Here is a 20,785-nt window from a genome sequence, read left to right as displayed (position 1 = left end):
TGTTTAACTAATTTAACTGATTTTCTTTATAATTTTCAACTGAGCAGTACTTTAAATTATAAGCTGTTAACACTATTTGGTAATTAAATTGTATAAATGTTTCTCTATAAGCTTGCAAAGCTTTAAAATGCGATATATTAACGTTACCTTTGCGCCAAATTTTAGGAGCATTTTCATGCAAAAAATAAGAAACATTGCGATTATCGCACACGTTGACCACGGTAAAACCACGTTGGTTGACAAAATTTTACACAGTTGCGCCATTTTCCGTGAAGGCCAAGAAACTGGTGAATTAATATTGGATAACAATGACCTGGAACGCGAGCGAGGTATCACCATCGTATCAAAAAACGTTTCGGTAATGTATAAAGACGTTAAGATCAACATTATTGATACTCCTGGTCACGCCGATTTTGGTGGCGAGGTTGAGCGTGTATTGAAAATGGCTGATGGTGTTTTATTACTTTGCGATGCATTTGAAGGCGCTATGCCTCAAACCCGCTTTGTAACCCAAAAAGCATTGGCATTAGGCTTAAAACCTATTGTTGTTGTTAATAAGGTTGATAAAGAAAACTGCCGCCCTGAAGAAGTTTACGAACAGATATTTGAATTATTCTTCAACCTTGAAGCAACTGAAGATCAACTGGATTTCCCGGTTATCTACGGTTCATCAAAACAAGGCTGGATGAGCACCGACTGGAAAACACCTACAGAGGATATTTTCCCGTTAATGGATGCTATATTAGCTAACATTCCACCGGCTCCTATTGCTGAAGGTACTTTGCAAATGCAGATCACTTCGTTAGATTATTCATCTTTCGTAGGCCGTATCGCCATTGGTCGTGTAGCCCGTGGTACTATTAAAGAGAACCAACCGGTATCTTTAGTAAAACGCGATGGCACTATCCAAAAATCAAGAATAAAGGAATTATATACTTTTGAAGGCTTGGGTAAAGTACGTGCTACAGAAGTAAGCTCTGGCGATATTTGTGCTGTAGTTGGTATTGATGGTTTTGATATTGGTGATACTATTGCCGATTTTGAAAAACCAGAACAACTGGAAGTTATACATATTGATGAGCCAACTATGAACATGTTGTTCACCATCAATACTTCACCTTTCTTTGGTAAAGAGGGTAAATTTGTTACCTCTCGCCACCTGCGTGATCGTTTATACAAAGAGATGGAGAAAAACCTGGCGCTTAAGGTTGTTGAAACCGAATCGCCTGATTCATACCTGGTGTACGGTCGTGGTATTCTTCACTTATCAGTTTTAATTGAAACCATGCGCCGCGAAGGTTATGAGTTACAGGTAGGCCAGCCGCAGGTTATTGTTAAAGAAATTGATGGTGTTAAATGTGAGCCGGTTGAAACTTTAATAGTTGATGTACCGGGCGAAGTTGCAGGTAAAGTTATTGAGTTGGTAACACAGCGCAAAGGCGACCTGTTGGTAATGGAGCCTAAAGGCGATTTACAGCACCTTGAATTTGATATCCCTGCTCGTGGTATCATCGGTTTACGTAACAACGTATTGACCGCTACCGGTGGCGAGGCTATTATGGCTCACCGCTTTAAAGCATACGAGCCATGGAAAGGTCAGATCCCGGGCCGCTTAAATGGTGTATTGGTATCAATGGATACTGGTAAAACTACTGCTTTCGCTATTGATAAATTACAGGATCGTGGTCGTTTCCACGTTGATCCGGGAGTTGATATTTATGAAGGACAGGTATTAGGCGAACACATCCGCGATAACGATTTGGTTATTAACCTTACCAAAGGCAAGCAGTTAACCAACATGCGTGCATCAGGAAGTGATACCAACGTTAGGATAGCACCTGCCATTAAATTCTCGTTAGAAGAATCAATGGAATACATACAAGCCGACGAATACATTGAGGTAACTCCTCAAAGCATCCGTTTGCGTAAAATATTCCTGAACGAGAACGAAAGAAGGATTAACGCTAAGAAGTTTACAAGCCAATAATTTATTAACCGCTTGTAATAAATAAAAAAGAAAGAGCCCCAATTTGGGGCTCTTTCTTTTTTATAGGTTTTTATATTAATAGGGGTTGTTAGTATATTTACTTGTTTTAATAATTAACATTAACGGCCTTTATTGTATGAAAAAGAGATATGTGATTTATTTTGTGTTGCTTGGATTTGCAATAACATCATGTAAAAGCGAAGGCCCGGATCCGGTAACGCCCGAAAAACCAGTTATTGACAGTGTGAAATCGGGATTGTCGGCTTACTATCCATTTAACAACAACGCGCTTGATGCTACCGGCCGTGGTAACAACGGTGAGGTACATGGTGCTACACTTACTACCGACAGGTTTGGCAAAAATAATTCAGCTTACAGTTTTGATGGCGTAAGTAGTTATATTAAGGTAAATGACAGCCCTGACCTGCGTTTATATAATACAGATTTTACTATCAATGTTTGGGTTAACCTTGATTCGTATAATGACACCTATGGTAATGTTATTTTAGGTAAAAGAGCGTCCGGCTCAGCGGCAGGATGGGTTTTTGGAATTGAAGGGAATACCGGTTTGCCAAATGATCAGGGAGCAGTAGGCAGGCCTTTTTACCAGGTTTCGGATGATGCTGATCCTTTGGGGATTGGTGTAAAAGTACTACATACCAAACAATGGCACATGATAACGGTGGTGTATATTTTTAGTCAGAAACTACTTGGCTATTATTTTGATGGCGTATTAGATAACTCTATTACCGATATCCCCGTTGCCAATAATGCAATAACCACAGCCATGTTTATTGGCACCGATAGCCAAAACTTAAATGCCGGTGCACCTACCCTGCATTTTACAAAAGGTAAAATAGATGATATAAGGATATACAACCGCTTGCTTACCCAGGCCGAAGTCACGAGCCTTTATACACTGCCAAATTAATATTCGTAAACATTACTTCATGAATAAAAATAAAGTGGATAGTTTAATACGATAATGGCTGGAGTAGCTCAATTACAGGTTATGATTTCGTAAACTCGGGACAGGGAAGGCTTGGGTTGCTCTCGTTTGGAGAGGGTAGCTTTAGCGCTTTAAATACTAAAGTAATTAATTTAAATAAATGGTATATGATTACTACCGTTTATAAAGCCGATTTACAGCAGATCAGTTTTTATATTAATGGAGTGTCTGATAACACAGTTTATGGCACTCCTTCACCAAATCCATCAGTAACTGCCGATTTATATATGGGTAAGGATAATCCTCAAGTCCCTTCAACAGGATATTTTCTTAGAGGAACTCTTGATGATTTACGAATATACAACAGGGCGCTTGACGGAGACGAAATTAAAAAATTATATAATTTAACACATTAAGCCAGTAGCTCTTACAAAAAAATGGTTTAGTTTATAGCGTTTTGAGTTAACAGAAGTACCAGTGTTTATAGAAAAAAACTTAGATTTATCCTCATGAAAGGAAATGACAGGTTATACCCTTCTATATTCAACCCTCGTTACATATCACTATCGCAGTTAAGAGATAAAACCATAAAAAAAACTAAAGAGCTTACCAGCCCAAATAAGAACCTTTTACTGGTTGATTTTGGTTGCGGCGATATGCCTTACCGTGAAGTTATAGAACCCATGGTAGGAAAATATTTAGGGGTCGATCTGGAAATGAACCCCAAGGCCGAACATCATATTGACTTTGACAGCAAAACCACCCTACCTGAGGGCTATGCCGATATTGTATTGTCAAACCAGGTTTTAGAACATGTAGATACTCCTTCAGGATATTTAAAGGAGGCGCTTCGTATTTTAAAACCTGGTGGTTCTTTATTGATCAGTACCCATGGCTATTGGTTTTATCACCCCACACCTAATGATTACTGGCGGTGGACAAGCACAGGTTTAAGAAAAATAATTGAAACCGAAGGGTTTGAGATTCAGTCATTCAGTGGTATCATGGGCTTGTCGGCCAGTGGCTTACAGCTGTTTCAGGACGGCATTTACGTTAAGTTGCCCAAATTTATACGGCCTCTTTTTGCCATGGTTATGCAAACATTTATTGCTTTGTTTAATAAAATTAACACACAGGAACAGCGTGATCGCGATGGTGCAATATATCTAATAGTTGCTCGGAAGCCTCTTTAATATTATTTATTAACTTTGCAAGGCAAGCATAGCTTTTTAATATTATTCTTTGTATTGTAATGATCGAAAATCTGAACCGCGAAACCGTTGTGTCTTATTATGATGAGCACGTTAAAAATAAACTGAACGATTATATAAAGATAAACCCCCGCATTGAATACGGATGGAAAACGATTAAACGGTTTGCTCCCGTAAAGCCACAACGTATTTTAGAAGTAGGTTGTGGCATGGGCAATATCAGTTCGAGAATGCATAAGTACTGGCCGGAGGCCATTATCACAGGAATTGATATAAGTACTCTTTCCATACAAATAGCTCAAAAATTGTTTGCTGATGAACGGCTTAATTTTAAGGAATCGATATTAACTCCAGAAACGTTTAACGAGCAGTTCGATCTGATCATATTCATGGATGTTTACGAACACATTGCAGTAAATGACAGGCCCGAAGTTCATGCAGCCTTAGCAAAAATATTAAATAACAAAGGGAGGATCATTTTAACCGTACCTACACCGCACAATTTGAAATGGTCATTGGTAAATAAACCCGAAACCATGCAGCCTGTCGATGAGCATATATCGTTTGAAGTGATTGGTAAATTAGCCGCAGATACAGGTACCGAGGTGATCTTATACCAGCTTAAAAACGTTTGGAACGTTGGTGATTACGCACATATTGTTTTAGAAAAAAACGATGATTTTGAAGCTGCATTCTTTCATCCCAAACCTGTAAGCGCAGGTCAGAGGAGTCAGCGGATCATCAGTAAATTGAAGGCTAAACTGGGCAGCTTTTTCCGTAAGAATTACGTTCGCAGAAAACTGGGTTAAACATGAGCGGGGAATATAATTTATGTATTATAAAGCCTAATAAGTCGGCTTTTTCTGAAACCTTTATACAAGCCCATATCGACGGGCTGGCAGGTAACAAAAAAGTTTTATATGGTGGTGCTTTCCCCGTGTATGATCATCAGGATAAAACACTTATCAGATCGAAATTAGGCTTGTTAAGTTATCTTATTCAAAAAAAAATATTTAAGCGGGAAAATATAGGTGTAAGAACCAGGGCATTAATTGACTACCTTACAGCGCAAAAAATAGATGTAGTATTTGCTGAATATGGTATGGTAGGTGCATCTGTTACCGAAGCCTGTCGTTTAGCCAAGGTACCGCTCATTATTCATTTTCATGGTGCCGATGTTTTTCATCGTGAAACGGTTGCCAGATATCGCGAATTATATCAAAAAGCATTTGCTTATGGCAGCGCCTTCATTGCTGTATCTGCCGAAATGGCCGAGGCTCTTAAACAGATGGGCGCACCTGCCGATAAAGTTTATAATGCCTCCTGCGGCGTAAATACGAGAGAATTTCCATTGTTGGATATTTCGGCATCACAAAAAAACTTTCTTTTTGTAGGCCGTTTTGTCGAAAAAAAGTCGCCTGCTTCATTGGTTAAAGCATTTAAAATAGTAGTGAATAAATATCCCGATGCAAAGTTGTGGATGGTGGGCAGGGGGCCATTATTTAATGATACCAAAAAACTCATAGCCCAGGAGGGGCTTGAAAATAATATTATATTGCCCGGCGTTTTAAAACCTGCGGAGATCAGGGAGCTCATGAAAACTATGAGAGCTTTTGTACAGCACTCTGTAACTGCAGCTGATGGCGATAAAGAGGGTACACCGCTTACTGTTTTAGAAGCATCAGCATCGGGTTTGCCGGTGGTATCTACACGGCACTCCGGTATTAAAGAAGCGGTAATTGAAGGTGTAACCGGTTTGCTTGTTAATGAATATGATATAACCGGGATGGCTGAAAAAATGATGACCTTAGCAGCGTCGCTGGAGCTTGCGGTGAAGTTTGGAAAAGCCGGGCATGAGCACATGGTCAATAATTACGATATCAATTTAAGGATTGCATTGCTGGATGATGTTATTCAAAATAGTATCGTTTGATTAAAAAGTTTAGATGAACTTATTACAAAAGCAGGGTTTTTTTAATAGCCTAATACTATATGCAGGTACGGCTTTAGGTTTTTTTAACCTGATTATCCTGTTTCAACGGTTTTTAAGTATCGAGGAGATTGGCTTTTTTTCGCTCATGATAGCCATATCATTACTTTACGCACAAATAGCATCAGTGGGTGTCAGTAATGTTATCCTTAAATATTTCCCATACTACCGCAGCGATGACAAAAAACATAATGGCTTTGTAACATTTGTTGTTTTATGGAGTGTTGCGGGGTTTGCAATATTTACTTTGCTGTTTTTGTTATTTAAAAATTCCATTATTCATTTTTACAGCGAAAAAAAAGGAGCCACCTTATTAGTTAAATACTTTTATTACTTAATTCCCTTATCGTTTTTAACTATGGTTTATGCAGTGCTGGAAAGTATGGCATTAACGGTTTTTAAAAATGTATTGTCCTCGTTCCTGCGTGAGGTTGGGCTCCGTTTATTTACCCTGGTAAGTGTTTTATTGATCGCGGCAGCTATAATTAACTACAATGATTTTTTAGGGGTTTATATAATCGCTAATATTTTCATGATACTTATACTGTTTATTTATATATCAAAAGGTAAACAGTTTAAGCTGGCGCCCATATCAGCCCAGCTTTTAAAAGATAAAAAGAAGTTTTTTAACTATGGGTTCTACACCGTTTTAAGTGGTAGCTCTTATGTAATGATCCAAAACCTTGACATCATTATGTTGAGTTTGCTCACTAAAGAATCTTTGAGTTTTGTTGGCGTTTATGGTACATTTTTTAGCATAGCATTGGTGATAAGTTTACCTGCAAAGGCGCTAAGCCGAACCTCACTTCAAATTGTAGCACAATCATGGGTTACTAACGATCTGGCTAAAATTGGTAAAATTTATTATAAAACATCAGTGGTACAAATGCTTATCGGCTGTTTGTTGTTTGTGGGTCTTATCATAAATAAACAGTTTATTATTTTGTTATTGCATAAGCCAGAGTATGCTAGCTATTTTGATGTTTTTATTGTTGTAGGCCTGGGGTTTTTGGTTGATATGACAGGTGGTTTAAATGGTTATATTATGAACGTTTCTAAATATTACAGGCTTACTACGCTATTTATAGTTTTGAGCGTTATTTTCTGCGTGGTAAGCAATTGGATACTTATACCTCGTATAGGTATGATGGGGGCAGCTGTTTCATACCTGCTTACCATGTTCGTGCTCAATTTTGCTTATTGGCTGTTTGTAAAAGTTAAGTTTAAACTACAACCATTTGGTAAAGTTCATGCATTGATATTTTTTATCGGTGTTGTCTGTTTATTGATAGGATTATATTTACCGGTTTTAAAAAACCAATACGCAGATATGGTGTATCGCTCTGTTGTTATCGGTGTTATTTACAGTTTTCTGGCATATTTTTTTAAAATTTCAGAAGATATAAATATTATATTTGATCGGATCATACCCAGAAGGAAAAAATAAGCCCAGTGGTTTAAAATATAACCTGACCTTTCACAGAACATGTATGAATAAAATCTTTACCAAAACGCTGCTTTTATTTGTGTTTGCAGTAACTTTCCACTCAAAGGTGTTTGCGCAACATTCCCCACTTTTAAAGGCTAATAAGGTTTTAGCTGCAACCCCGCCTGATGTCCCCGCATCAAATCCTACGGTATGTGCTACTTCAGGTGCAGATGGCACAGCCAATATTAACGGTTCAATTAATACCTATTTTCCGCCGTTGGGTAATGCTACTATTGCCGTAGGAGGTACAAGTGTACCACTCGCGGCTGTTCCGCCGGCAGATACCCATGGCAACAATTTTGGAACAATCCCGGTAAAAGCGGGCGACCTGATGTTAATTGTTCAAACACAGGATGCTACAATAAATTATACTAACACAACATCATATGGCGGGCCCTATGGCACCCTGAACCAGGATGGGATGGGAGCTTCCGGTTTTACAAGTTTAGGTAATACGGGTAAATATGAGTATGTAATAGCTACAAGTGATGTGCCCTTGACCGGTGGAATATTATCTTTTAAGGGTTCGGGAAACAATAACGGAGCTGTTTACAATTATGTAAATGCCGATGCCACTTCATCAAGAGGGAGGCGTACCTTTCAGGTTATCAGAATACCACAATATGCAAACCTGCATCTCACTTCAAATATTTCACCTCCGCCATTTAATGGTAAAACGGGCGGGATTATAGCCTTTGAGGTATCAGGAAATATCGATTTCAACGGTTTTACAGTTGATGTTTCGGGGCGTGGTTTTAGAGGAGGGTATAGTTTAATAAAAAACGCTGTTGGCAATATACCCGATTTGTATGTGACTTATGCAACGGATGATCGTGCATCAGGAAAGGGGGAAGGTATAGCGGGTACGCCTCGATATATGTGGGATGGTTTTAATGAAATAGATAATATTGTTGAAGGCTTGCCGGGCGGATCTGCCGGAAGAGGAGCTCCTGCCAACGCAGGTGGCGGCGGTAACGATACAAATTCGGGTGGTGGTGGCGGTGGTAATGGCAACAGCGGTGGTGTTGGTGGTTGGGGCTATGAACCAATAGGGGGTACAAATCCAAGCGGCGGCAGGCCAGGATCAAGAACTTTTATTAATGCAACTCCCGAAATAACCAGGATAGCTATGGGTGGCGGCGGTGGCGGTGGCCATGCAAATGACGCTTTTTCGGGCGTTAAAGGCGGTGTTGGAGGTGGTATTGTTTTAGTAAATGCCCGCACTATTTCAGGTAATGGTACTATTTTAGCTAATGGTGCTGATGGTGCACCCGGGGTATATGGGCTACATCCTGATGGATCAGGTGGTGGTGGTGGTGGTGGAAGCATATTCTTGAAAATTTCAAATGCAAGTCCTACTGCCAATATTACGATGCATGCCATTGGTGGCAAGGGCGGAAATACGGAAAACGATTCGCCTGTTAATAACGGAGTTCAACCACATGGACCGGGCGGCGGCGGCTCCGGAGGTATAATTTTTTATAACATTCCATCAGGCGTTGTTCACAGCGATGTATCAGGAGGTAACCCCGGTAAAACCGAGAACGGTAATGGTATTACTCATAATGCCGGCGGCGGTGCTCCAGGTAGTACAATTCATTTTGATGTAACTGCATTACCACCTTATTTGTTAGGCGGCGGTACTATATGCTTTCCGGAGCTTACAACAACAATGAGCGTTATTGACCCTTCTATAGCTAAACCTGTAGGGGGTACTGCAATTTATATTATCAAAATTACCAACAAGGCAGCGAGTGGTAATGCCGGAGGGGTTCAGGCAGATTGCGCTTTACCTGCAGGGTTCTCATTTCAATCGGCAACGGCAACTTATTCCGGATCTGCTGATGGACCGGCTGCCATTACTAATCAGGGTACCGCTACCAGGCCATTACTGGGCGATTTTAATATCCCTGCTGATGGGGTGGTCACTATTAATCTTACTGTTAAAATAGATTGTATAATATCAGGTCAATACAATAGCAGTGTACAGGCAATCTATCTTGATCCTACCCGTGATTATACCAATCCAACCCGAAAAATCACAGCGAAAATAAACGCATTTCAGGGTACAAATACAACCTATCAAACAATATCATCAGGAACAGTGCCCGGTTCAAATTATAACGGTGAAACCGCGACGGCCGAAGACGTAATAGTAGTAAACAATGCAATTGGTAACAATGTTATTAGCCAGGCTACCCCATCTCCGGCTTTCTGCTCAACCGGAGATCCTTCAAATATTATTGGTACTACGCCTACAGGAGGGAGCACTTACACTTATCAATGGCAAAAATCAGCGGATGGTATATCATTTGTTGATATTACAGGAGCAATTCAAAAAGATTATGATCCATCAGTTATAACCAGCCCCACATACTATCGCAGAGCAGTTACAAATGCAGCATGTTTGGCACCTAATTTTAGTAATATAATAGCTGTTGAAGTACAGATAACGCCATCAAACAACATTATAACGGCACCTGGCGTTGCCAGTTTTTGTGTTACCGGCGATCCGTCTTTAATAACCGGTAGCATGCCTTCGGGAGGAAACAATACCTATAATTACCAATGGCAAAACTCAACAGATAACGTAACTTTCGTTGATATAAACGGGGCAATTAAAAAAGATTATGATCCGCCGGTGTTAACATCTACCACTTATTATAAGCGTGTTGTAACATCAGGTGCCTGCATAGTTCCTATTGCAAGTAATTCGGTTAGTATAATTATAATACCAACACCTATAGCTCCGGTGCCGCAATTATTGTCGCAGGATGTTTGCTTAGGTAGTACTGCAACGTTAGTTATTAATCAACCACAAACAGGTATTGTTTATAACTGGTATGACTCTCCTGCAAGAACCAGTTTATTGCATACTGGAAGTACATATGTAACGGCCCAGCTTTACAATAATACAACATTTTATTGCGAAGCAGTAAGTAATAACTGTAGCAGTACGACATTGGCAAGTGCGCAGGTAAATATGATCTCTCTACCTGCAGTACCAAAGGTGGTTAAGAATAATATACAGGTTTGCACAGGCTCCGTAACCATATTAAGCATTTTAAGCCCACAGGCTGGGCTAACTTATAACTGGTACACCTCTGCAACCGGTACGGTACCAGTGCATTCTGGAGTTGATTTTACAACAACGAAAATAACATCAAATGTAACTTATTATGCGGAGGCAGTAAATAATAATGATTGCAATTCGGCAACAAGAGAAGCTGTTAATATATTAATTAATCAACCGCTGCAGGTCATGGTACAGGGTACATCTATTTGCCCTGGCAACAGTGCAACGCTAACTGCAATAACCGATCAAAATGCAGAAATAGGATGGTATGCCGACGCAATTGGGGGTACTCCGTTACAATTAGGTACAACACAAACGTTTACCACACCAGTTTTAAATTCGGCTGCGGATTATTATGTTGAAGCAAAAAGTGTGGATAATTGTGCTCCGCCCGTGCGTACTAAAGTGCAGGTGCAAATGTTGCATCCGTTAAGTACCCCAGCGGTAAGTGTTGATGGAACTACGCCAACTTCAGTAAGCTTTAAGTGGACCCCAATTACCGGAGCAAAGGGTTACCAGGTTAGTGTTGACAATGGCCCGTTTACTGATCCAAGTTCGGGCAGTACAGGTGTAAAACATACGGTTAGCGGTCTTAATTTGCTGCAGAAGGTTAGCATTATTGTACGCACGGTTGGTAATACTGATTGTGAACTAAGCGGTAGTTCAATAGCGGTTATTGGTACCGCGGCCAGTCCCTTAGGTAATCAGATATTTGTACCCAATGCATTTACACCCAATGGCGATGGTAATAATGATATCGTGTACGTTCATAGTGAAAATATAAAAAACTTAAATTTTTATGTATATGACCAATGGGGCGAATTGCTATTTACTTCAATCAGCCAGGCTCAAGGCTGGGATGGTTATTATAAAGGCACTCAACAACCGGTAGGAGTTTATGTATATTATGTTAAAGCAATTATGAACGACGGACAACAACTGACTAAGAAAGGTACTATTACATTGTTAAGGTGAAAAAAACATTAATTAGTATAATAATGCTGCTCTTGATTGGATTGGCGGAGAGGTTGCAGGCACAGGTAGATCCTCATTTTTCTCAATATTATGCTTATCCCTTATGGCTTAACCCCGCGTTAACCGGAGTAATTGACGGAGATATGCGCTTAACCGGCAATTTTAAGGAACAATGGCCAACTATAAACAAGGCGTATAAAACCGGGGCATTATCAGCCGATTTTCGCTCGTCAGAAAAGGTAGGTATAGGATTTAACATTATTAATCAGGCCGCCGGTACCGCCGGGTATAATTATTTTGCCGCTTATGGTTCTTTTGGTTATGGCATAAGTATATCACCAAACGGTTATCAAAAACTTCACTTTGGCTTGCAGGCGGGTGTTATTAATAGGAGCTTTGATCCTAATAAATTACAGTTTGATAATCAGTATGGTCCGATAAACGGGTTTGATCCGAATGTGCCAAACTTTGAAAACTTTACCACAACAAGCGCTACGGTATTTGATGCAAATGTTGGTGTTTTTTACGATGATGAAGATCCATTAAATACGGCAAATGTATTTGGCGGTGTAAGTATAGCGCATCTTAACCGGGTAAAAGATCCATTTACAGCAGAAGGGGTTAACAGTAAGCTACCGGTAAGGTATACCATTCACGGGGGAGTACGCGTTAAAGCGTCAGAATTTTTTGATATAACACCCCATGCTATCTATATAAAACAACAAAAAACGCAGATCAGGGCTTTAGGCATATATTCAGAGCTGAAAGTTCAAGATGACCAAGGTTTGATATTAGGAGGAATGTACAGGCTAAATGATGCTTTTGTTGCTGATGCGGGTTATCATTTTAAAAACATGGTGATAGGTGTTAGTTATGATTTTAATTCATCAGCGCTTAGCAGTGCAACTTCCGGGCAAGGGGGCATTGAGCTATCAGTGAGTTATATTTTGGGCAAGGGTATTGCTAACCCGGCACGGGTTTGCCCAAGGTTTTAAAATAAAATAGTTTAATGTTACAGTCGTTAAATAAATTAGCATTCTTTAAATAAAAAAGATTGTTTCTTTGAATGAAAAAGCTATAGTTTTACCTTCGTAAACTATGCAGGAATCAATTATAAGCGGAAACGTTAAAACCGCATACGATCAATTTTATCAAAAGCACGATGAAGCCTGGCGTATGATGAGCGCTGAATACAAGGCTCAGCATATTATAGAGGTGTGCCGTGGACTAACCTTTACTAATGTTCTGGAGGTTGGCGCCGGCGATGGCAGTATCCTGAAATTTTTGTCGGATCAAAATTTTGCTCCCGAATATCAGGCGGTTGAAATATCAGCAAGCGGGGTTGAATACATTAAATCGCGCGATATAAAAAATTTAAAAGCTGTACAGGTATTTGATGGTTATAAACTGCCCTTTGACGATGATAGCTTTGATCTGATCATCCTGTCGCATGTGTTGGAGCATGTGGAGCATGAACGCATGCTGCTGCGCGAAATTAAACGGGTAGCCAAACAATGTGTTATTGAAGTACCGCGTGATTATAGGGCAGGTGTTGACAGGCGTATAAAGCATTTTTTGGCTTATGGGCATATCAATGTATATACCCCAACATCGCTCCGTTATTTGCTGCGTACCGAAGGTTTTGAAATTGAAAATGATCTTGTATCCATGACCGAACCTAAAGTAACCCGGTTTAATACTTATGTTAATCAAAAAAAACCAAAGAGCTTTGTCAGCAATTTGCGTATCACAGCCGAGTTTGCAGTTAAGCAGGGTTTAGGAAAAATTTTCGGAAAAAAGGTAAGTGAACAATTTGCGAACGCTTATACCGTTTTGTGTAAAAAAGCCAGCCAGCAACCCGAACTATTCTGATCTTTTATACCCATGCAGCAACTTGCCCCTATTGCCTTATTTGTTTATAACCGGCCCGACCACATGCGCCGTACCCTGATCCATTTGCAAAAAAACACACTGGCAGATGAGTCGAGATTATATATTTTTTGTGATGCCGCCAAAACCGATGCCGACCGCGACAAAGTGGAGCAGGTAAGGCAGTTGGCCAAAGAAACTACCGGTTTTAAATCGGTAAAGGTAATTGAAAGGAGTCATAACCTGGGGCTGGCCGAATCCATCATCAGCGGGGTTACTCAGTTGGTATATGAGTATGGTAAAGTAATTGTTTTTGAGGACGATCTGCTGTCGTCGCCTTACGCCCTGCAATATTTTAATGAAGCGCTAACCCGTTATGCCAACGAAGAAAAAGTGATGCATATAGGCGCTTATATGTATAATTTAAAGGATAAAGGTTTGCCCGAGTCTTTTTTTTACCGCGCTGCCAGCAGCTGGGGATGGGCCACCTGGGCCCGTGCCTGGAATAATTTTGAGCCAGATATTGACAAATTGATAGCACAGTTTGATACGTTAGATATCATTCGCTTTTCTATTGAAGGCAAAATGAACTTTTGGCGACAGGTGCAGGAATTTAAGGCAGGTAAAAACAATTCATGGGCCATACGCTGGTATGCGTCTATCTTTTTAAAGGGCGGTCTTACTTTAAATCCGTCACGTTCCTTTATCAATAATATTGGGCATGATGGTACGGGTGTGCATTCTAATAGAGAGAACATGTATGATGTGCATATTTCGCAGCAACCTGTTAAAAAATTCCCCGATGTAATTGAGGAAGACGAACGGGCGTATCATGCTATAAAATACTTTTTGGCACACCGTAAGGGTAATTTACTGCAACGCGCCGTACGATTTGTTAAACAGCGGATGCGCTAATTTCGGTTATTTAGGTTCAGATGAATAAATGTATTTTTGAGGCATGTTGAAAGTAGTGCATCTGAATACCTATGACGGAAATGGCGGAGCAGGCAGGGGCTGTATGCGCCTTAACCGTGCACTGCTTAGCCAAAATATTGATTCGAAGATCGTAGTTCATTATAAATTCGGGAAAAACCCACTGATCAGAACTTTCAACTCCAACCTGATCCAAAAGTCATATACAGCGGCTACCATCATTTTAGAACGCTTATTGGCCAAACGATATTTAAAGCCATTACAACGCACCCCGTTTTCATTCGCCTGGTTTGGCCACTCGGTTATTCATCATCCCGATGTTAAAAATGCAGATATTATCCACCTGCACTGGATCAACCACGGGTTTTTAGATCCAAAACATATTGCCGAGATCGCTAAATTGAATAAACCCGTTGTATGGACGTTTCATGATAGCAATGCTTTTACCGGGGGCTGTCACGTTCGTTATACCTGTGATCATTATAAGCGCCAATGCGGTAACTGCCCGCTGCTTATTCATGCATCTGATAATGATATATCGCACCAGATCTGGAAACAGAAACACAAAGCTTATGAGGTATTGGATTTTGCCATTGCAGCTCCCAGTTCATGGATGCAAGCATCCGTAAAAATGAGCAGCCTGATGCAGGGCAGGAATGTACATCAGATCCCCAACACGCTTGAAACCGATATTTTTAAACCTGCCGACAAAAAACAGGCAAAGGAAAAAACCGGCTTGCCAACAGATAAGTTTATTTTCCTGAGCGGATTTATGCCCTCGCGCAAGGATCTGCATAAAGGCACACAATACCTGCTGGAAAGTATGGAGCTACTAAAGCAGCGTTTAGGTGCTGCTGCCGATAATATAGAGCTGGTAGTATTTGGTAACCGAGGCATCGAAGGTGTACCCGATTTTCCGTTCAAGACCAGTTTTTTAGGTACTATTAATAACGATGAGCAACTGGCACAATACTATGCCGCTGCCGATGCTTTCCTGATCCCGTCGCTGGAAGATAACTTACCTTATACCGTAATGGAGAGCCTGGCCTGCGGAACGCCGGTAATAGCATTTACCACAGGTGGAATACCCGATATGGTACAGCATGAATACAATGGCTACCTGGCAACCTATCGTTCGGCAGAGAGCTTTGCAGATGGTATGGAGTGGGTCATCAAACACCCGGACAGCGCGCAAGTTCAGCAACAGGCAAGGCAAACGGTAATAGATACTTTTTCGGAAGAGATTGTCGCCAAAAAACATATAACGCTTTACGAAAGTTTATTAAATAATAAGGGAGCGGGAGGTGCTGATGTTTAATCCCAAACTAAGCGTTATCACCATAGTGTACAATAACGTGCGCGATATTGAGCGCACCATGCTTTCTGTTCTTGGGCAAACCTATACTAACATCGAATATATTATTGTAGATGGGCTGTCAAACGATGGCACGCTGCAGGTGATCAATAAATACCAGGACCGCATTAGCAAGTTAATCAGTGAAAAGGATAATGGTATTTATGATGCCATGAATAAAGGTTTGGCTGTAGCTACCGGCGACTATGTTATCTTCATGAACTCGGGCGATGAGTTTTATGCTGCTGATACCGTAGCCAATGTTTTTGCCGCTGCCGATGATGCCGATATTTATTATGGCGAAACCGAAATGATTGACGATAACGGCCAAAGCCTGGGGCAGCGCAGGCATCAGGCACCTGTCGCGTTTACCTGGCGCGATTTTAAATATGGCATGAGCATCAGTCACCAGGCTATATACATCAGGCGGACATTAACGGAGCCCTATGATAGCCGGTACCAGCTCAGCGCAGATATAGACTGGATTATCAGCGCCGCGAAAAAGGCCCGTAAAATTGTGAACGTAAACCAGTACGTTGCCAAATACCTGGTAGGGGGGATGTCGAAAAAGAAACACCGCCAAAGTTTGCAGGAGCGTTTTAATATTATGAAACGATACTACGGACTGGTTCCCACCGTTTTAAATCATTTCGTGATCGCTTTTAACCTGGGCTGGTACTGGCTCAAAAATAAGCGGACGAATGATTAACCTAAATAACCGCAATCAATGGCTCAGTTCGAGGTCGACAAGCAAACCATTAATGACCTGCAGATATTTAATAATGCCCGGCATAAAATAGCCGTTTATAACTTTTTTGATCACGCAAGTACGTTTGGGGGAAGCAGGAAGCTGACCGAGTTGATGAGCACTCCGTCAAATGATATCCGGGTGCTCAATTCCCGACGCGATTGTATCAAATATTTTTATGATAACCAACCCTTGCTTCCTTTAAGTAAAAATGATCTTGATTTTATTGAGCACTACCTTGCTTTTAATGTTAGGGCTATGAGTACCAATATTGTAGATGCTTTTGCAAAGGGGATTAGCTATAAATTTAGCCATAATAATGATTATTATGTGGTAACAAAGGGCATTGATGATGTTTCCAGGTTACTAAGGGCCATACGGCAATTTTATAACGGGCTGTTGGATAAAAAACTTCCTTTGCATATTGCTGCCATTGTTGAAAGGCTGAAAGAATTTTTTGCAATAAAGGGTATAGAAAGGCTCATAACCGCAGATGCCGACAAGAAACTAAACTATTTCGAGGTCGGTTATTACGATAATTTATTCAGGAAACAGGAATTGCGGGCTCTAAAGTCGGTGATCAATATTGTTTATGAATTAGATGTTTATATTACGGTAGCCGAAGCAGCAACCCGCAACAATTTCTGTTTTCCGGAATATTGCGATAGTAAAAATGCCTATGTTCAGATCACTGAATTGCATCACCCCTGTATAAAAAATGCGGTTAAAAATGATGTCAGTATTGACCGGGAAAAGAATCTTGTTTTTTTAACTGGTGCTAATATGGCTGGTAAATCATCTTTTTTAAAATCATTGGGTTTGGCTGTGTATCTGGCGCATATCGGTTTTCCGATACCCGCAGATACTATGCAAACCAGTGTATTTAACGGATTGATCACCACCATCAACCTGTCTGACAATATGAGTAGTGGTTACAGTCATTACTATAGCGAAGTTAAAAGGGTAAAGGAAACCGCCGGTAAGATACTGGAGCATAATAATATGTTCATCATTTTTGATGAATTATTTCGTGGAACCAACGTAAAGGATGCCTATGACGCATCGCTGGCAACCATTACGGCCTTATCGAAGATCAGGAATAGCGCGTTCCTGATCTCGACCCATATTGTTGAAATAGCTGTAGCACTTAAACAATATAACAATATCTCGTTTCGATATTTTGCTTCGGGAGTTGAGGACGGCAAATTAGTTTTTGAATATAAGATAAAGGAAGGCATCTCGGACGAAACATTGGGGTTTTTCATTTTCAAAAATGAAGGTATCCTGGAGATTTTGGAAAATGCATCGATAAAGGAAAATCGATATTAGGTAGAGCGTACAAAATAAGACTTGCGCTCGTCTGTGACCACAGGTGTTGGGAAGAAATAAAAACGTTGTCATTTCGAACACTGCTGGGGTGGGTACAGCAGGGAGAGGGTGAGAAATCTTATACATCCTGTTTCGAACGTGTGAAATGCGTGGCATACAAGATTTCTCTTCGCCCCACTACACAATCACCCCTGCTTATCGAAATGACATTTTTAAAAAGATAGCGGTATAAGATAGCCTTCATTTGAAGAATTTTAGAATTTAACCCACAAAAAAAAGGCGATGAGTTTTAAACTCATCGCCTTTTTTTTGAATGTATATAAACCGTTATGCTTTTTTATCAGCTGGCTTTGCGGCTGGTTTAGCTACCGGTTTCTTTTTGTTTTCGGTATAAATAGCACCGCCCAGGGCCAGTACCAACAAGATAGATCCGGCTAAAGAAATATTTTCGCCGGCATAGTACGATGTTGGGTGGAATATAAATTCAATTTTGTGGTTTCCTGTAGGTATCTGCGCCGCACGTAAAACATAGTTGGCACGGAAGTATGGTTTTTCAACACCGTCAATCAGCATTTTCCAGCCTTTGTTATAATATATTTCTGAGAAAATTGCTATTTGCGATGCGGTTGAACCACTTTGATATATCATGTGATCAGGCGAGTAGCTTACCAGATCAATTTTACCTGCCGGGTTACTTCCCAATTGTTTTTCGTCAATAACGCTCTTGTATTGCTTGTCAACAATGGCCTCATTTTTAGGGTCGAAGCTGCTGATAGCCTGCATTTCCTGATCGGCATTTTCGGCGTATTTAATGCTTTTTACAAACCAGGCATTGCCGCATGCGGTTTCATTTACACGCATACTCACGTTTTGTGTTTTAGGATCGGCCGAAATAATATATTTGGTGTTCAGCATATCCAGTACATCCTGGTTAATGCTTTTGGTAAACTGGCTTAAAAATAGTTCTTCGTACCTTTTTAACCTTGCGGCAGAATAGCCGGTAATAGATTTATGGAAAAATGGGTTAAAAGAATCTGAGCGGAAATCGGCTGTCGCGTCAAATACCCGATAATCAGGGTCCTTATCCTTCATGATAAACTGGTCAACCTCCCGTGGTTTAATCGCCTGGGCAGCTTCCATTTTGTCCTGAAAGTTCTCATTCTTCAAATAACGCCGGTCTACCTGCCACATATCAATCAATGTTAAGGCAAGTAAGGCTATTGAAAGTGTAAGTATATTTATTTTCTGTTTAATAAATGCCCAAACTATACCAAAAGTAAGCAGCACAAATATCAGTGTCCTGATGGCGTCTGCACGGGCCAGGGATATCCTGTCTTTAACAATGGCATTGGCAACATCATTAGCCATGGCCGCATTATTCTGGAACGCCTGAGTAAGGTAGGTGATGCCGGTAGCCTGGTCTTCGGCCCTAAAGCTTAGAATAAGGTCGGGTAATACAATAAATAACAAGGTTAGGCCACCAACAATATAAAGCGACAACAGTAACTTTTTAAGTATAACGTTCCTATCTTTGGCATCAATAATTTCCTGAATTGCCAGGAACGCCAGTATTGGAAAACAAATACTGGCTACAGCCAATATAGATTCAACAGCACGGAATTTGTTGTACAACGGGAAATAGTTAAAAAATATGTCGGACAGGAATGGCATGTTTCTGCCAAATGAAAGCAGCATGGTTAATATCACTGTAGCCAGTAACCACCATTTAATACGGTTTTTGATAATGAGTAGCCCGAATAAGAACAGGAAGCAAACTACGGCGCCAAAATAATAAGGCCCTGATGTGCCTGGTTTATTACCCCAATAGGTTGTCATGCCAGGTACCGATGCTGTGATCTGGCGGGTATAGTTAACTGCCTGATCTTCCGGAACGCCTTTTGCTATTAATGCCTTCGCGGTTTCTGAGTTTTGGTCAAGTACCTCGGTGCCCGAGCCTCCTCCGTATGCATTTGGGATCAGGAAGGTAAAACATTCACCAACACCCTGACTCCATTGATAGGCATATTCCCTGCCAAGGCCATTACTGGGCTCGCTGCTTGTTTGTGTAAGATTTGATTTTCCACGTATGGTTTCGGTGCCATAATCATAGGTGCTCCATAAGCTCGACGCGTTGACAGCAAGCGCAAGTAAAGTAGCACCTCCTATATAGGCTAATGATTTTAAAAAAGGTTGAACTTTTTTAGCTTTGAACGCATGGTACAGCTCGATACCTACAAGTATGATCAGCGATAGCAGCAAATAATAAGTCATTTGTACGTGATTCGCCCTGATCTCCATGGCCAGGAAAAACGCTGTTAACGAGCCACCCAATATATGTTTTCCTCTTAGCGTTAAGATAATACTGCCTAATATGGGTGCAAAAAACGCTATGGCAAAGGCCTGGTTGGAGTGTCCAGCGACAAGCAGAATAATATTATACGACGAAAATGTAAACGCAACGGCGCCCGCGGCAGCAAGCCAGGGGTTTAATTTAAGCACGATAAACAAAAAGTAACTGCCCAGTAAAAGCAACAACAAAGTATCAACTGGGTTAGGGAAGGTAACTTTTAACGCCGTTATAATGTGTGTGGTTATATTATCAGGATATGGTGCCCAGATCTGAAATGCAGGCATGCCACCGAATATCTGGTTGGTCCAAAGGATAGTTGTATCCTTTGCACGGTAATCCATTATCTCTTTTTGAGTTGATTGGGCTCCAAGAACATCACTTTGGCCTAATGTTTTACCCTGGAAAGCAGGTGTAAGGAAAAAAAAGCATATAGCTAAAAAAAATGCAATAACGGCCAGATGAGTACCATTACGTTTAAACCAGTTGTTCATTTAAGTTTGTTGAAATGGATAATATATATTCCTC

General features: G+C 40.6%; 15 protein-coding genes. 14 read left to right on the top strand and 1 reads right to left on the bottom strand.

Annotated elements, in window-relative coordinates:
- The first annotated feature begins 175 nt into the window (after positions 1–175).
- The 14 genes from typA (at position 176) to M2273_RS23320 (ending at position 17,910) form a co-directional block, all read left to right on the top strand.
- The gene (gene typA / locus M2273_RS23385) at positions 176–1,987 is read left to right on the top strand and encodes a translational GTPase TypA (RefSeq protein WP_429400202.1); all 1,812 of its coding nucleotides are present in this window, start codon (positions 176–178) and stop codon (positions 1,985–1,987) included.
- 136 nt (positions 1,988–2,123) lie between these two features.
- A complete protein-coding gene (locus tag M2273_RS23380; protein WP_429400201.1) occupies positions 2,124–2,918 on the top strand; it encodes a LamG domain-containing protein in 795 nt (264 codons plus the stop codon).
- A 71-nt stretch (positions 2,919–2,989) separates the two neighbouring features.
- Entirely contained in the window at positions 2,990–3,352 is a 363-nt protein-coding gene (locus M2273_RS23375; RefSeq protein ID WP_429400319.1) for a LamG domain-containing protein, read from the top strand.
- Positions 3,353–3,445: 93 nt separating this feature from the next.
- Complete coding sequence (locus tag M2273_RS23370; protein WP_429400200.1) at positions 3,446–4,129, top strand: class I SAM-dependent methyltransferase; 684 nt, start codon at positions 3,446–3,448, stop codon at positions 4,127–4,129.
- Between the two features lie 59 nt (positions 4,130–4,188).
- Positions 4,189–4,956 carry a class I SAM-dependent methyltransferase gene (locus M2273_RS23365; RefSeq protein ID WP_429400199.1) on the top strand — a complete coding sequence of 256 codons (768 nt, stop codon included), beginning with the start codon at positions 4,189–4,191 and terminating at the stop codon, positions 4,954–4,956.
- 2 nt (positions 4,957–4,958) lie between these two features.
- Positions 4,959–6,080 (top strand): glycosyltransferase, encoded by a 1,122-nt coding sequence (locus tag M2273_RS23360; protein WP_429400198.1) that lies wholly within the window; start codon positions 4,959–4,961, stop codon positions 6,078–6,080.
- 13 nt (positions 6,081–6,093) lie between these two features.
- On the top strand, positions 6,094–7,584 hold the full coding sequence (locus tag M2273_RS23355) for a lipopolysaccharide biosynthesis protein (RefSeq protein WP_429400197.1): 1,491 nt from the start codon (positions 6,094–6,096) through the stop codon (positions 7,582–7,584).
- A gap of 43 nt (positions 7,585–7,627) precedes the next feature.
- Positions 7,628–11,677, top strand: a complete 4,050-nt coding sequence (locus tag M2273_RS23350) for a gliding motility-associated C-terminal domain-containing protein (protein WP_429400196.1) — start codon at positions 7,628–7,630, stop codon at positions 11,675–11,677.
- Positions 11,674–12,672, top strand: a complete 999-nt coding sequence (locus tag M2273_RS23345; protein ID WP_429400195.1) for a PorP/SprF family type IX secretion system membrane protein — start codon at positions 11,674–11,676, stop codon at positions 12,670–12,672. The genes M2273_RS23350 and M2273_RS23345 overlap by 4 nt, the downstream gene beginning before the upstream one ends.
- Before the next feature lie 103 nt (positions 12,673–12,775).
- Positions 12,776–13,549 carry a class I SAM-dependent methyltransferase gene (locus M2273_RS23340; RefSeq protein WP_429400194.1) on the top strand — a complete coding sequence of 258 codons (774 nt, stop codon included), beginning with the start codon at positions 12,776–12,778 and terminating at the stop codon, positions 13,547–13,549.
- Between the two features lie 12 nt (positions 13,550–13,561).
- A complete protein-coding gene (locus M2273_RS23335; protein ID WP_429400193.1) occupies positions 13,562–14,461 on the top strand; it encodes a sugar transferase in 900 nt (299 codons plus the stop codon).
- 43 nt (positions 14,462–14,504) lie between these two features.
- Positions 14,505–15,797: a glycosyltransferase family 4 protein gene (locus M2273_RS23330; protein WP_429400192.1), complete on the top strand. Its 1,293-nt coding sequence runs from the start codon at positions 14,505–14,507 to the stop codon at positions 15,795–15,797.
- Positions 15,790–16,542, top strand: a complete 753-nt coding sequence (locus tag M2273_RS23325; RefSeq protein ID WP_429400191.1) for a glycosyltransferase family 2 protein — start codon at positions 15,790–15,792, stop codon at positions 16,540–16,542. Before M2273_RS23330 ends, M2273_RS23325 begins: the two co-directional genes overlap by 8 nt.
- An 18-nt stretch (positions 16,543–16,560) precedes the next feature.
- Positions 16,561–17,910, top strand: coding sequence for a MutS-related protein (locus tag M2273_RS23320; RefSeq protein WP_429400190.1), 1,350 nt, complete (start codon positions 16,561–16,563; stop codon positions 17,908–17,910).
- A 327-nt stretch (positions 17,911–18,237) separates the two neighbouring features.
- On the opposite strand, the gene M2273_RS23315 is transcribed toward M2273_RS23320, so the two are convergent.
- Positions 18,238–20,751: a YfhO family protein gene (locus M2273_RS23315; RefSeq protein ID WP_429400189.1), complete on the bottom strand. Its 2,514-nt coding sequence runs from the start codon at positions 20,749–20,751 to the stop codon at positions 18,238–18,240.
- Between the last annotated feature and the right edge of the window lie 34 nt (positions 20,752–20,785).

The sequence above is a fragment of the Mucilaginibacter lappiensis genome, assembly GCF_050433765.1.
Classification (GTDB): Bacteria; Bacteroidota; Bacteroidia; order Sphingobacteriales; family Sphingobacteriaceae; genus Mucilaginibacter; species Mucilaginibacter lappiensis_A.
This window is presented reverse-complemented; position numbering and strand designations above follow the sequence as displayed.